The 14,945-nt window shown below is 49.7% G+C and carries 12 protein-coding genes; all 12 read left to right on the plus strand.

The genetic code is table 11. From position 1 onward, the window contains the following. Window positions 1-505 precede the first annotated feature (505 nt). Window positions 506-1,657, plus strand: a complete 1,152-nt coding sequence (locus BMX45_RS08185) for a GntR family transcriptional regulator (RefSeq protein ID WP_090909238.1) — start codon at window positions 506-508, stop codon at window positions 1,655-1,657. A 39-nt stretch (window positions 1,658-1,696) separates the two neighbouring features. Further along, window positions 1,697-2,515 (plus strand): MBL fold metallo-hydrolase, encoded by an 819-nt coding sequence (locus tag BMX45_RS08190; protein WP_090909239.1) that lies wholly within the window; start codon window positions 1,697-1,699, stop codon window positions 2,513-2,515. 40 nt (window positions 2,516-2,555) lie between these two features. Continuing rightward, window positions 2,556-3,659: an extracellular solute-binding protein gene (locus BMX45_RS08195; protein WP_175495060.1), complete on the plus strand. Its 1,104-nt coding sequence runs from the start codon at window positions 2,556-2,558 to the stop codon at window positions 3,657-3,659. 87 nt (window positions 3,660-3,746) lie between these two features. Further along, window positions 3,747-4,775 (plus strand): ABC transporter ATP-binding protein, encoded by a 1,029-nt coding sequence (locus tag BMX45_RS08200; protein ID WP_090909241.1) that lies wholly within the window; start codon window positions 3,747-3,749, stop codon window positions 4,773-4,775. Beyond that, window positions 4,772-6,481: an ABC transporter permease gene (locus BMX45_RS08205; RefSeq protein ID WP_090909242.1), complete on the plus strand. Its 1,710-nt coding sequence runs from the start codon at window positions 4,772-4,774 to the stop codon at window positions 6,479-6,481. Before BMX45_RS08200 ends, BMX45_RS08205 begins: the two co-directional genes overlap by 4 nt. 271 nt (window positions 6,482-6,752) lie before the next feature. Continuing rightward, window positions 6,753-8,249 (plus strand): spore germination protein, encoded by a 1,497-nt coding sequence (locus tag BMX45_RS08210; RefSeq protein WP_090909243.1) that lies wholly within the window; start codon window positions 6,753-6,755, stop codon window positions 8,247-8,249. A gap of 3 nt (window positions 8,250-8,252) precedes the next feature. After that, window positions 8,253-9,347: a GerAB/ArcD/ProY family transporter gene (locus BMX45_RS08215; protein WP_090909244.1), complete on the plus strand. Its 1,095-nt coding sequence runs from the start codon at window positions 8,253-8,255 to the stop codon at window positions 9,345-9,347. Further along, on the plus strand, window positions 9,344-10,471 hold the full coding sequence (locus tag BMX45_RS08220; protein WP_090909245.1) for a Ger(x)C family spore germination protein: 1,128 nt from the start codon (window positions 9,344-9,346) through the stop codon (window positions 10,469-10,471). Before BMX45_RS08215 ends, BMX45_RS08220 begins: the two co-directional genes overlap by 4 nt. Window positions 10,472-10,725: 254 nt before the next feature. Next, window positions 10,726-12,816 carry a BglG family transcription antiterminator gene (locus tag BMX45_RS08225; RefSeq protein WP_254777999.1) on the plus strand — a complete coding sequence of 697 codons (2,091 nt, stop codon included), beginning with the start codon at window positions 10,726-10,728 and terminating at the stop codon, window positions 12,814-12,816. A gap of 35 nt (window positions 12,817-12,851) precedes the next feature. Next, window positions 12,852-13,295, plus strand: coding sequence for a PTS sugar transporter subunit IIA (locus BMX45_RS08230; RefSeq protein ID WP_009593208.1), 444 nt, complete (start codon window positions 12,852-12,854; stop codon window positions 13,293-13,295). Then, on the plus strand, window positions 13,292-13,555 hold the full coding sequence (locus tag BMX45_RS08235) for a PTS sugar transporter subunit IIB (protein ID WP_009593269.1): 264 nt from the start codon (window positions 13,292-13,294) through the stop codon (window positions 13,553-13,555). The genes BMX45_RS08230 and BMX45_RS08235 overlap by 4 nt, the downstream gene beginning before the upstream one ends. Window positions 13,556-13,578: 23 nt before the next feature. Further along, complete coding sequence (locus tag BMX45_RS08240) at window positions 13,579-14,874, plus strand: PTS ascorbate transporter subunit IIC (RefSeq protein ID WP_009593268.1); 1,296 nt, start codon at window positions 13,579-13,581, stop codon at window positions 14,872-14,874. Window positions 14,875-14,945 lie beyond the last annotated feature (71 nt).

A 14,945-nucleotide genomic window follows, 5' to 3' on the forward strand; every position in this document is an offset into this window, starting at 1 on the left:
AATCAAATCAAGGAACCATTATTGAACTAACGGGAGAGGATGGGTCATATAGCCTTTTGAAGGCAGCCGGAGATGACCCTATTGCTCATTCTGCAGCGGTTTAACCCCATACTGTGTACGCCTATCGTAAAATTCGGCCTACTTTCCATCGCTGGCAGCGATGAGGTCAGGGGTTCGATGCCCTCAGGCTCCATACGAAGAAAAACCCTAGAGAAATCAAGGCTTCTTGTTTTTTATCGGAAATTTTGACCGGGCGGAATTTACCCGGCCACAATAACCCAAAGCGTCCCACAAGTCTTTTTTCAAGGCTTGCGGGACGCTTTTCTTCTGTTCCAGAATAAATCACTGATATGGAATATGGGGTTCAGGAGATCGGATTTACGATTTAACATAGAATTTACGAGACTTTTACATTTATATCATTGAATATGTCAGTGACATAAATTAACTTCAAATTAGATCCCTTGCGGATACGAGTCGACTCAACGATTAGAGGGATAATTTGATGAAAGATGCACGTTTGAAGAAACAGAATCAATTATATCACCGGGTGGCTGATCAGGTAATCGAGATTATTCAGAGTCGTCGGCTGCGGCCGCATGATCCTGTTCCATCCGAAGGAGAGCTTGCCAAGTTATTTGGCGTGAGTCGAATGACGAGCAAGCTGGCGCTTCAAAAGCTGGCAGAGCAAGGACTGGTCTACCGCCTGCCCCGCAGAGGGACCTTCCTTGCCCAGCCGCAAGATGGATTGATGGCCGATGGAGGAACTTCACCCCAGGTCGCCGAGGCGGCACTGAACGTGGAGAGGCCGTTCGGACAGATCGCACTCATTATGCCCCATCTATCCGATTACACTTCCAGAATCATCGCCGCCGCCGAGGCTGAAGTGCGAAAGCACGGGTGCGACCTCATTTTAAAAATGACGAAGGACCGCGACGATGAGGATCTTTGTCTGGAAAGGCTGGCCGAAGGAGGGATCACCGGCATCATTCTGTTTCCTCAGGGGCGGAAGACTTGCAGCGATCAGGTGCTGCGACTAAAGCTTTGCAAACTGCCGCTGGTGATCATCGACCGTATTTTCCATGAAGTGGAGATCGATTGCGTGTATCACGACCACTATATGGGCTCTTATCAAATGACCAAGTATTTGATCGAGAAGGGGCACCGGGAGGTGGGATACACTTCGAACCCGATCGACAATATCACAAGCCGGAAGGAACGGTATCAAGGCTATATCCAAGCGCTGCTCGATCATAAAATTCCGGTGAAGATCCAGAACATTCATTTTCGAAGCGTCACTTGCGATACCAGCCGCATTAATGAGCTCGATCCGGAACAGGAGCGCTTTATTCAGGACAATCCCCGGATGACGGCCATCATGTGCGGGGATGACCATGTCGCCATCTCGACAATTCACACCGCATTGCAAATGGGGATTCCGGTTCCTGAAAAGCTGTCCATCGTCGGGTTCTCCGATATCCAGTTAGCGGCATATATTCCGACACCGCTTACGACGGTTCGACAAGATACCGAGAAGCTTGCCCGATCGGCCGTTGATTTGCTGATGAAGCGCGTTGGCAACTCCAACGAGAATCCCATCACCATTAAAATTCAAACATCGATAGTAGAACGGCAATCCGTTCAGTCCTGGACGTAAAATGAATCACTATCGTTTGCATGGCAAGGAGACATGACTTTGAAAATTCACTTTCTAGGAACCGCAGCCGCAGAGGGTTTCCCCAATGCATTTTGCCGCTGCGAGCATTGCAACAAAGCGCGGGAGCTTGGGGGAAAAAATATCCGCACAAGAACTTCCGCCATCCTGGACGATGTCATCAAATTTGACTATTCCCCGGATTCCTATATGCAGGCGCTGCGGGACAATATCGATCTGGGAGCAATCGAGCATCTGCTCGTCACCCATTCGCATTCGGACCATTACAATGCCGTTGATCTGGAATGCCGCAGGGAAGGGATTGCGCACGGCCTCCAGCATCCGTTGCACATTTATGGGAATGGTACCGTGATGCATCACACGCGTGCTGCCATCGGCCGCTTTGAAGGACAAAGGTATCAATTCCATCTGTTGCGCCCGTATGAGACCTTCGCTATGGGCGATGCAAGGGTAACGCCATTATTGGCGGATCATGACCGGATGGAAACCTGTCTATTATACGTCATTGAAAAGGAAGGAAAAAAACTGCTGTACGGGCATGATTCGGGCTGGTTCCCGGATGCGACATGGGCATGGTTGAAGGGCAAAAGCCTGGATTGCGCCATCCTCGACTGCACGCATGGATATACGGGGAACTCCCGCGACCGCAATCATATGTGCGTGGAAACGGTGCTGGAAGTCCAGCGCGAGTTCCAAAAAGAAAATATCCTGAAGCCTGAAGGCCAAATCGTCGTCACACATTTTAGCCATAATTCCAAGTTGCTACATGAGGAGTTTGTCCGCATCTTCAGCCCCGTCGGTATTGTGCCGGCATATGACGGGTTGATTATCAACATTTAAACAAAACAAAATGACACGATCAAAGGAGAGTTAAGGAATCATGAGAAAACTTTCAATGGCGCTTCTTCTCATTATGTGTGTGATTGTATCGGCTTGCGGAGGCGGCAACAATGCCGGCAATGCAAACGCAGGCACTTCGGAGGGGACACCGGGTGCGTCGGAATCATCGTCCAATGAACCAGTCCAGAATGAAAAGCTGATCGTGTACACCAATGCGAACTCGGACGGCCGCGGCGAATGGCTGATGGAAAAAGCGAAAGGCGCCGGCTTTGACATCGAAATTGTCGGAGCGGGCGGCGCCGACCTGACGAACCGGTTGATTGCCGAAAAGAACAACCCGATCGCAGACGTCGTATACGGCTTGAACAATATGCTCTATGAGAATTTGAAAAAGGAAGACGCTCTGGCTAAGTTTGTACCGAGCTGGGCCGGAGATGTTGAGCAGGGCTTGAACGATCCGGAAGGCTACTATCATGGGCTTGTGAAGCAGGCGATTCTGCTTGGTTATAACCCGAACGAATTCACGGCAGATACTGCGCCAAAGGACTGGACGGACCTTTATAAGAAGGATGCGTATAAAGGGAAATACGAAGCTCCTACGCTGCTTGGACAAAATACGCCTCGCCTTGTTGTAGCGGGCATTCTGACCCGTTTCCAAGATCCGAACGGTGATCTCGGCGTATCCGAGGAGGGCTGGAATGAAATTCAGCAATTGTATGACAACGGTGTCAGCGCAGTCGAGGGCGAAGACTTCTACGCCAATTTGGCCAGCGGTAAAACGCCGCTAGGAGCGCTCGTCTCCGGAACCCTGCAGCAGAAGGAAGAGCAATATAACGTAAAAGCAGGCATTGTCAGTCCGGAAATCGGCGTACCGATGGTCGTGGAACATGCGGCGATCGTGAACGGAACGAAGAAGCAGGCAACGGCGGAGCGGTTCGTGGAATGGCTCGGATCCAGCGAAATCCAAGGGGAATTTGCGGCTGAGTTCAATGCCATGCCGGCAAATACGAAGGCGGTCGAGCAAGCCAATGAGTCCGTCAAGGAGCTGTTCACTTCGTTAAAACCACAAGATTTCGATTGGGCCTTTATTGCCGAGAATATGGATCTGTGGGCGGAGAAAATCGAGTTGGAGATTATGCAATAAATAACGGAATGGAGTCAAGCCGGCTGCATATTGGGAACGCCAATGTGCAGCCGTTCATTCAAGTACAACAAAAAGGAAGAGAATACTATGATTACATTCCAGAACGTTGACATTAAATTCGGAGAATTTCATGCGGTCAAAAACCTTAATTTGCATATTCGGGAAGGGGAATTCTTCACGTTCCTCGGTCCCTCGGGTTGTGGGAAGACGACGACCCTCCGCAGTCTGGTCGGGTTTATTATGCCTACGAGTGGACAGATCCTGCTGAAAGACGCCGATATTACCCGTTTGCCGATCGAAAAAAGAGAGATCGGGATGGTATTTCAAAGCTATGCATTGTTTCCAACGATGAATGTGTATGAGAATATCGCTTTCGGCTTGCGGGTCAAGAAGTTTTCCAAGGCGGAAGTGGACCAGAAGGTAAAGGACATTGCCCGGAAGGTTGACTTGAAGGATGATCAGCTGTTCAAGAAGGTATCGGAACTATCCGGAGGCCAACAGCAGCGCGTCGCGATAGCCAGGGCGCTGGTTTTGAAGCCGAGCATCTTGGTACTGGACGAACCTTTATCCAACTTGGACGCCAAGCTTCGGGTGCAGCTGCGCAATGAGCTGAAACAACTGCAGAAGAAATTCGGGATCACCACGATTTATGTCACGCACGACCAGGAAGAAGCGTTAACGCTGTCCGATCGGATTGGAGTATTCAATCATGGCGTCCTGGAGCAAGTGGGCACGCCCTTGGAAGTTTACAATCAATCGCAAACGGAGTTTGTATGCAATTTCATAGGAGATATTAATCGGATCGATCCGCGGATGGTGGAGAACAGCCGGTTGAACGATGTTGTTCAGCCAGGGAATATCGCCTATATCCGCAATGAAAAGGTAAGCCTGCTGCCCCTGCAGGGGATCGATACGGTCGAACTGAAAGGCAAGATCGCGGACCGGGAATTTTACGGTTTATACAGCAAGTACGTATTGGAGATTGCCGGCGGCGGACGGCTAAAGACCATCGAAATCGAAAGCCGGCAAGTCCAACATGAGGTCGGCGACGATGTGGACATCTACCTCCCGGTCCGCGATATTTTGCAATATCCGTTGAAGGAGGGGGAAGCATGAATGCCCGGAACCTGAGCGCCCGGCTGGCTTCCGTAAACCCTGTTTCGATCCTTTTATATGGGTTGATTGCCTGGTTTGTCATTGCCTTTCTGATTTATCCGAACTTGAATATTTACGGCGAAATTTTCTTTAAGGACGGCAAATTTACGCTCGAAGCGGCAGAGAAGCTGTTTTCTTCCGAGCGCGCGATGAGAAGTTTATATAATAGCTTTATTCTCGCTTTTTCCCTTGTCATTACCGTAAATGTGGTGGGTATAACGCTGGTTTTGATTTCGGAATATTTCGATATCAAAGGGGCGAAATTTTTGCGGTTGGGTTATTTTACGACCTTGATTTACAGCGGAGTCGTGCTGGTGTCCGGCTATAAATTCGTCTATGGCGAAGAAGGGTTTATGACCAAGCTCCTGGTTCAATGGTTCCCTTCTTTTAATACGACATGGTTTCATGGCTACTGGGCGGTCCTATTCGTCATGACGTTCGCCTGCACGTCCAACCACTTCCTGTTCCTGAGCAATGCGATTCGCAAAATCGACTTCCAAACGGTGGAGGCCGCGAGAAATATGGGGGCATCTACTTGGTATATCCTAAGGCGGGTCGTACTTCCGGTCCTGAAGCCTACGATCTATGCGTTGACGATCCTGACTTTTCTCACCGGCCTGGCTGCGACATCCGCGCCGCTTATTCTCGGGGGGAAGGAATTCCAGACGATCACGCCGATGATTCTGACGTTCTCGAAAAGCATGACGTCAAGAGATTTGGCTGCGCTGCTGGCCCTTATTCTCGGAGTAGCCACACTGGTGTTGTTGACCGTGATGATCCGGTTTGAACGTAAAGGCAACTTCATGTCGGTCTCCAAAGTCAAATCGGAGCTGGTCAAACAAAAAATCCGCAGTAAATTCGGTAACATAGCCGCTCACATTCTGGCTTACGGCCTGTTTGTCCTCTATATCGTTCCGGTTGTGCTGATCATCATCTTTTCGTTCACCGATGCGGCAAGTATTTCTACCGCCACGTTGAATTTAAACAGCTTCACGTTGGATAATTACATTCAAGTGTTCTCATCCATGTCGGCATTCAAGCCATATCTTGTGAGTATTCTATATGCCGCGGCAGCCTCGGTCATTGTCGTCGCATTGGCGCTGGCCGCGTCAAGGATAGTGCATAAATATAAGAACAAGTGGGCGCTTGCCCTGGAATATGCATTGCTGATTCCGTGGATTCTGCCGTCGACGCTGATTGCGATCGGACTGATCGTAACCTTTAACACGCCGAAGCTGATGATCGGGAATACGGTATTGGTTGGCACGATCTGGATGCTTCTGATTGCCTATGTGATCATCCATATTCCTTTCACCCTGCGAATGGTCAAGGCCTCCTTCTTCAGCTTGGACAGCAATCTGGAAGATGCTGCAAGGAATTTGGGTGCCAAACCGTTCTATACGTTCAGAAAAGTATTGCTGCCGATCATTCTACCGTCGACGCTAGCTGTTCTTGCCTTGAATTTCAACGGAATTTTGGCCGATTATGACGTTACCGTGTTCCTCTACCATCCTTTGTACCAGCCGTTAGGAATCGTCATCAAGAACAGCACGGATGCGCAGGCGCTAGCGGATACCAAAGCGTTGACATTGGTTTATTCGGTAATATTGATGATCATGTCCTCCGTTACGTTATATTTCGTTTACGGAAGAAACAGCAGATCTTGAAAGTGACGTGGTTGTGTGAAGCATAGGTTTTTCCTCCTGAACACCGGCTTTTGGTGAAGAATTCAAATACTAAAAAATATCTAAGGCGGATCTGGATGACTTTTGTCCAATCCGCCTTTTTGATTTGACTCCAAGCGATGTCTGATTGCATAAGCCTGGCCAAGCTCGAAGTATACCTGAACCGTACGGGTTGTGAAGCTGGCGGGAATGCATAACCGTGTCCAAAATCAACATAATAAGAAAAAACATCCAGTGAGGAAGGGAGCCTAACATGATGAAGGAACGTTCTGCCAACCATGAGCAAGAGGAACAAATTACTCCGTGTCTAAACGAGTCAATAGGCAGAATCCAAGACATGTTCACGGATACTCCCGACCTGATCGTACGCAAACTAACCATTAAACAAACCGGGGAAAAAGCAGCAATCGTGTATATGGAGGAATTAACCGATAAGACATGCATTAATCACGATATTCTTGCTCCGCTTCAGCTTGAGTCCGGGAACCCGTCCGATGATTTTATTACAAATGTAGGGTATGTAAAGCCTGAATCTTTATGGGCTAAACTTAGGCTGAACCTTATGCTCGGTAACAGCGTATTGTTCATCGAAGGTCGCGGCACCGCGTATATACTGGACACCAAAGGACTGCCTACACGCGCAATCGAAGATCCGCAGCAGGAACCCTCACTCAAAGGGGCGCATCAAGGATTCATTGAAATCGGCTCTCAGAATATTGCCATGATCCGTCGTTATATCCCAGACCAAGAGTTGAAGCTAAGGCGCTACATCGTTGGAAGAAGGGGACAAACGGCGGTTACATTAATGTATTTGGAAGATGTCGCTCACCCGGAAATTATTAAGGTGTTCGAGGAACGCATTCAATCCATCGATGTCGATGCGATTATTAATACCGGCGAGCTGGCCGAATTCATTGAAGACCAGCCCCTTGCGCTGCTTCCGCAAATCCTTACGACCGAAAGGCCGGATACAGCCGCTTCGCAAATTTTGCAAGGACGCTGCGTCGTCGTTGTGGACGGTTCACCGAGTGTTTTGGTTGCGCCTGTAACCTTCATGTCTTTTTTTCAGACGGTGGATGATTACAGCTCTCGTTGGTCCATATCGTCTTTCCTTCGAATGTTGCGAATCTTTGCATTTTTTATCGCTATTTTTTTGCCAGGATTTTATATTTCGGTCATCTCCTATCATTTCGAGATCATCCCCATGAAACTGCTGTTGACACTCGGCGAATCACGCGGGCAGGTTCCGTTCCCCCCATTTGTGGAAGCGATCATTATGGAAATTACGCTTGAAATGCTGAGGGAAGCCGGGGTAAGGCTTCCGGCGCCGATCGGTCAGACCGTAGGGATTGTCGGCGGGATCGTGATCGGGCAGGCTGTGGTACAGGCAGGGTTGATCAGCAATGTCATGGTGATCGTAGTTGCTTTTACGGCCATCTCCTCTTTCATTATCCCGAATCAGGATATGATGGCTGCGGTCCGTCTCATGCGGTTCATGATCATGGTTCTTGCGACTTGGTTCGGTTTCATTGGCATGGTCGTGGGCATGATGACAATCATGGGTAGACTCATCACGTTGAACTCGTTGGACACCTCCTACAGTACGCCGATCGCTCCGTTTAAAGCTGCGGACTGGAAGGACACTCTTCTGCGGGTTCCGCTATGGCTGATGAACAATCGGCCACTTAGCACCAGAGCAATACAAGCAAAACGGCAAGGAAGGAACAGGGGCTGGAAGGAGAAACAATAACAGATGAAGACCATTCGTCAGGTATCCACGCTTCAATTCACGCTGATGGTTTCGGCTTTTCAAATCAGCGTTGCATTTTTATCCCTTCCTAGAGAACTGGCCAGGCAAGCGGGAACGGATGGTTGGATCGCGATTTTTTTTGGCTGGGGAATGGCAACATTGGCATCCGCAGCGCTCGTTAAGGTGATGAAAAATAGCCCAGATGGTTCAATACTAGATTTGATACAGCGTTATATGGGAGTCTGGCCATCTAAAATGGCTGCTTTCATATTCATGGCCTATTATTTGTTACTGGCTTATGACGGATTTATGATTGCTTCACTTGTTATCAAACTTTGGTTATTGCCAAGCACGTATATCTATGTTCTAGTGCTGCTGCTGCTCATTCCTACGTTTCAAATTGCGCAGCACGGGTTCCAGGTAATCGGGAGATATAGCGAAATCGTGGCGCTTATCTCCATATGGATTCCATTCGTGTATTTAACTACATTACGCCATGCCCGCTGGCTTTATTTACTGCCTGTCCTAAAGGATGGCTGGCTTCCGGTGCTTTCAACTGTAAAAATCATGTTCTATCCGATGCTGGGCATCGGGCTCGCGTTCTTTATTTACCCCCATCTCGTTAAAAAAGAAAAAGCTTTGACGGCCATGGTGATATCGAACACGCTCACTTGTTTGGTTTACCTCGGCATCACCCTTGTTTGTTATGTGTATTTTAGTCCTGATGAAATCGGTAAATTCAATGATCCAGTCATCAGCATCATGAAGTCGATCGAGCTTCAGTTTATCGAGCGGATAGAAGTTCCCTTTATTGCATTCTATTTGTTTGTGTTCTCTTGCATATGGATCCCTTCCATGCATCTTGTCTCCATGAATTCGGCATGGCTATTGGGGAAAGACAAAGAAAGGGGTCACTTAGCCGTTTGGTGTTTTGCAGTTGCGGTTAGTTTTTTTATCTATAGGCCAAGTTTTATCGATGTCGCTCGAGTTAATAACTTCCTAAATCTCGCTGGTTTTGTGATGGAATTTGCTTTGCCTGTATGCGTTCTTCTGTATGTGGCCATGACCAAAAAAGTAAGAGGGGGGAGGCGATCATGAGATGGGTCAAAACATTATCTGCTGTCGTTATGGGCTGCACAATATTTCTTGCTCTAACGGGCTGCAGTAATGACAAAACCAATCTTGAAGATGCAACCGTACCTTTGGCCCTCGGTCTGGACGTCATAGACGAGAAGCTTCGTTATTATATCTCAGCACCGGTATTCAGTAGAGACATTAAGAAGAAGAGCCGTGAAGGGGGGGGAATAGCAGAAGGTTTAAGACAGTCAAGAAACCAACAGGATGCCCAGTTTCCAGGGGCAGTTGCAGGCCGTAATTACCAGGTAATTATTGTGGGGAAAAAGCTGCTCCAATATAAGGATTGGTTTAAAGTGCTCGATGTAAAGTTCCGCGACCCTCGCAATACGGTTACGGATCGCATTATTGCTTATGACGGTCCCGTTACCGATGTCATTCATTTTCAAGCAAAGGATCAGCCGCCGACTTCCGTGTTTTTAAGAGGACTCATCGATTCGGGAAGCAGAAGATCAACAACGGTAAAAACAACGGAACAAGAGCTGCATAGACAAATGCATGATCGTGCAATAACCCCTGCTATCTCGGAGATTATGATCGAGAATGGCAAGATTTTGCTCAAGGGCACGACGCTGCTATCTCAAGAAGGACAGTACCGGGACTCTCTTAGCTATCAAGAAACTTCGCTTCTGCAAATTTTAAAAAAAGAAGCTAAGCCAGGAGTCAGCCTCACTTTTCCTGTTGAGGGGATGCAAGAACAATTGCCGTTTAACACCGATTTGGTGAGTTTTAGCATAGGGGATATTTCGGTGAAGGTTAAATCTTCTCATGATCATGACAGGTTCCAATATCACATTAAGATAAACGCGTTTATCAGCATTACGGAAAAGTTTCTTGAATATGAGCTTTTGGAGAATTCCGAGGAAATGGCAAGTCATTTAAGCAAGGAAATGAAGAAAAGCATTGAGAAGCTTATCGACAAATTTCAGAAGCACAAAATTGACCCGGTAGGATTCGGCCTGTATGCAAGAGCCTACCATTATCCGTTATACAAGGCTGCCCAGGATAACTGGGGCGAAGAGCTTGCCCGAGCTCAATTTCACGTAGACGTTGATCTTCGGATCGGTGCGACGGGGGCTGTGGAGTAAACCGTGCCGAATGAAAGGATGCGATTTTTGCCAAGACACGATGAACCGGGCAGTCGCAAAGTTGAACCATATCTTATACAGGCCATGGGGCCTGTTTTTTTTGCCCCTTTCACTAGAGTACATTTTTGCACAAATCGGGTTCCATGAATTGAACTGTCCTTGAACAATTGCCTATAGGTATAATCAAATTGCAAAAAGAACGAAACTAACGGCAAAGGAGTTGATGCCGTATTCTGGATGAACGCAGTACCAAGATGTTGACGCTGCTCCATGAGGCAGCCGATTATGTATCGCTGGAAGAACTGATGCAGAAGCTCGGCATCTCCAGACGAACCGTTTACTATGATATGGACAAAATAAACGACTGGTTGAAAGCGGTTCAACTTCCATCGGTCCAATATGTCAGGACAGCAGGCTACTATTTGCCTGAAGAAAGCCGGGCGGGGCTTCCGCAGTTGAGTGAAAAGCCCCATGCACAGCAGTACTATTTGTCCCCGCGTGAAAGGCTGGCCTGGATGTCGCTTTACCTATTGTCGGCGGAGAGTCCGCTCTTCGTTCACCATCTGACCGAACTTCTGCAGGTTAGCCGCGGAACCGTGCTCAAGGATTTGAACATGGTCCGCTTGGAGATGAAGTCCGTAAAACTCAAGGTAATCTACGATCGTAAGCGGGGCTACGGCGTACAAGGGGAGGAGCGTGACAAGCGGAAGACGCTGAGCCATTACTTCGGGCAGATTTTCGGTCATGCGGGCTGGGAACAGGCATTCAACCTGAACCCGGAATCGGGAATTCCCGATCTCGCCCCACTCCTGTTTCCGCCTATGGAAGAGGGAGGTTTGGAGCAGGTCTATCGCCTGATCTCGGATAGCGAGATCACGCTCGGCGTAGATTTGACGGATGAGATGCTGTTTCATCTGACCGCCCGCTTCCTGTTGTATGTAAGACGGATTCAAACCGCGCAATGGGTCTCGATCGACGATGATGAACGAAGCGTTCTGCGGAGGACGCCAGAGTATGAAGCTGCCGCGCGTATTGCGGAAGGCCTCGGGCAAATGTTCGGCGTTTCCGTTCCGGATGATGAAGTCTGCTACTTCGCGATGCATCTGCTGGGGGCGAGAGTCAACCGGATGGAACAGATGACGGGGTCCGAAGAAGTGCTGAAGCAGCTTCGGAACGTGACGACGGAGATGACCGACCATTTTCAACGTTATGCCTGCGTATTTCTGCCGAACCGGGAAGCCATGGAGGAGAATCTGCTGGTCCATTTGAAACCGGCTTATTACCGGATCTTGTATGGTCTAAGCCTGGAAAATCCGCTGCTCGAAAATATCCGTTCCAAGTACGGGGAAGTATTCGAACTTACCCGCCGTTCAGCCGCACCGTTCGAGCAGTTGGTTGGACGTAAACTTGACGATCACGAGATCGGATACCTCGCGATGCATTTCGGCGGTTGGCTGCGCAGAGAGAATACGAAGCCGGCCGTAAGGCGGCAGGCCGCCATCGTCTGCGTGAACGGCATTTCCGCATCGCGGATGCTGAAATCGCAGCTGGAGAACCTGTTCTCGGCAGTGGACATCACAGCCGTATTGTCGCTCCGCGATTATGAGTCGTTTCGCGAAGAAGATGTCGATTTTATATTCTCGACGGTACCGCTCCCGGACAGCAAAGTGCCCGTTCTCCTGGTGAATCCGATTCTGAGCGATAAGGATAAAGAGCATTTGCTGAACCAGATCAACATGGTTTCCGGACGCAAATCAAGAACCCAGGCCAACACGGTCAAAGCGCTGCTGGACATCGTCCATAAATACGCGGCGGTAAGGGATGAAGCCGGACTTGCGGAGGAGCTTAACCGCTACATGTCCTTAGGGAAAACTTGGCTCAGCGAGGCCCGCAAGCCATCTCTGACGGATCTGCTCACCGGGCAAATGATTCGGATGAAAAGAGAAGCGGCAGATTGGCGGAGCGCCATACGCGAAGCCTCCGAACCGCTGTTGAAGGATGGACGCATCGAAGAAGCTTACATTGATGCGATGATCTCCAAAGTGGAAGCGCTCGGCCCTTACATTGTCGTAGCACCTGGCATCGCCATCGCGCACGGCAAGCGGCAGGATGGAGTCCGGCGGCTTGGGATCAGTCTGCTCCGGCTGGAGCAGCCCGTCGCCTTTTCGGAGGAAGCGCGCCATCAGGTGCAGATCATTCTGGTCCTGGCGGCGATTGACGGCGAATCCCACCTGAAAGCACTGTCGGAGCTGACGCTCCTGCTGAGAGATAAGGAAAACCTGATCCGACTGAAAGAGGCCAGGACAAAAGAACAGATACTTCAACAATTACAAACCGGTCCTTAGCACCGAACAGAATACCGGATTTGGGAGAGATGAGAATGAAATTTTTGGAACCGTCACTAATTGCCTTGGATGTTGAGGCTGAGACGGCGGAAGAAGCAATCCGTTTGGCAGGGGCACTGCTGGCGAATGCTGGAGCGGCGGAAGAACGTTATGCCGATGCCATGGTGGAATCGTATCGTGACAAAGGGCCGTACTTTGTTCTTGCGCCGCACATCGCCCTGCCGCATGCCCGTGCGGAGGACGGGGTGAGGGAAGCCTCCGTCTCGCTGCTTCGATTGAAGACACCCGTCGTTTTTGGCCATGCCGCTAATGATCCGGTCCAGCTTGTATTCGCGCTCGGCGGCTCCTCAAGCTCGGAGCACATCGCCATGCTGCGCAAGCTGACGACATTGCTCAGCAATCCGGACAACGTGGAACGATTCAAGCAGGCATCGGATGTAGAGTCAATCCAACAACTAATTAGGGGGAACGAACAATGAAAATTTTATGCGTATGCGGTTTAGGACAAGGAACCAGCTTGATTCTGAGAATGAATGTGGAGAATGTGCTGAACGGCATGGGAGTAAACGCCGATGTGGAGCACACGGACGTTTCGACGGCATCGGGAACCGCAGCCGATTATATCATTACAAGCAACGAGCTGGCACAAAGCCTGCAAGGGCATGAAGCCAAGGTCGTTATCGTCAACAACTATTTTGACAACGACGAGATCAAACAGAAGCTGGAAGAAGTGCTGTAAACCATTAGAAAGGAAGAGGGCTTATGGACGTACTTTTTTGGATCGCTACCAACATTTTTGGAACGCCGGCCATTCTGCTCGGGTTTATCGTTCTGATCGGTCTGCTGCTGCAGAAGAAATCAACGAGTCAGCTCGTAAGCGGCACCTTTAAAGCGATCATCGGCTTCCTCATCATCGGCGCAGGCTCTGACGTTATCGTAAAAGCCTTGAACGTATTCGAGCCGATGTGGAAAGAAGTCTTCGGATTGGAAAGCGGATCCCTCGGTGCCTTTATGGGGCAGGAGGCATTCAATTCCAAATTCGGCAGCGCCGTTACGCTTGCCATGCTCATCGGCTTTCTGATCAACGTTCTGCTGGCACGCTTCACCCGGTTTAAATTTATTTATCTGACCGGGCACATGATGTTCTGGACGTCGACCGTTTTTGCGGGCGTCATCGTCCATGCGTCCAGCGGAATTCCGATCTGGAAGCTGGTACTGATGATCGCCGTGGTTCTCGGGGTGTACTGGACGTTCCAGCCGGCGCTGGTTCAGCCGTTCCTGCGTAAAATCACGGGCAACGATAACATTGCGCTTGGACACACGTCGGCTTCGGTTGCGCTATTGGCTGCCTTGTTCGGCAAATTGCTCGGCAACAAAAACAACGATTCCGAGAAAATCAAAGTACCGAAGGGCTTCGAATTTCTTCGCGATTCCAACGTCATCACGGCGCTCAGCATGGGCGTGTTATTCCTGATCGGGGCCATTATTCTCTCGACGAAGGGCACGCCGGCTGCGGCAGAACTGATGAAACAATCGGGTGACCAGAACTTTATCATCTATTCCATTATCCAATCGTTTACGTTCGCAGGCGGAATCGCCATCGTTCTGATGGGGGTCCGGATGTTTGTCGGCGAGCTGGTGCCGGCCTTCAACGGGATTGCTACCAAGCTCGTGCCAGGCGCCAAACCGGCACTGGATGCGCCAGTCGTATACCCTTACGCACCGAATGCGGTAGTGCTTGGCTTTCTGGGAGCTTTCGGTGGCGCGATTATCTGGCTGCTCGTACTGGGCAACACCGTTTCTTACATCTTCGTGCCGACGATGATCGTTCTATTCTTCCACGGCGCTACGGCAGGGGTGTTCGGGAACTCGACAGGCGGTGTCCGCGGTGCCGTTATCGGCGGCTTCATCACGTCAACCGTAGTCGCTTGGGGTCAGTTCCTGATGGTCCGCTTCTTCATCGCCTCGACGGTGCCGGATACGGCCATGTGGGCAGCCGATTCCGACATGTTCATCATCGGACCGATTCTGCACTTCCTGGCGAAACTGTTCTTTTAGAGGTTAAACCAAAAAGTCGGCTTTGGATCACGAGGTAGATCAGAAAGCGGTCTAAGGCGTTGAGAAAAGCC

This window comes from Paenibacillus sp. cl141a (genome assembly GCF_900109305.1).
GTDB classification, from domain to species: Bacteria; Bacillota; Bacilli; order Paenibacillales; family Paenibacillaceae; genus Paenibacillus_AQ; species Paenibacillus_AQ lautus_A.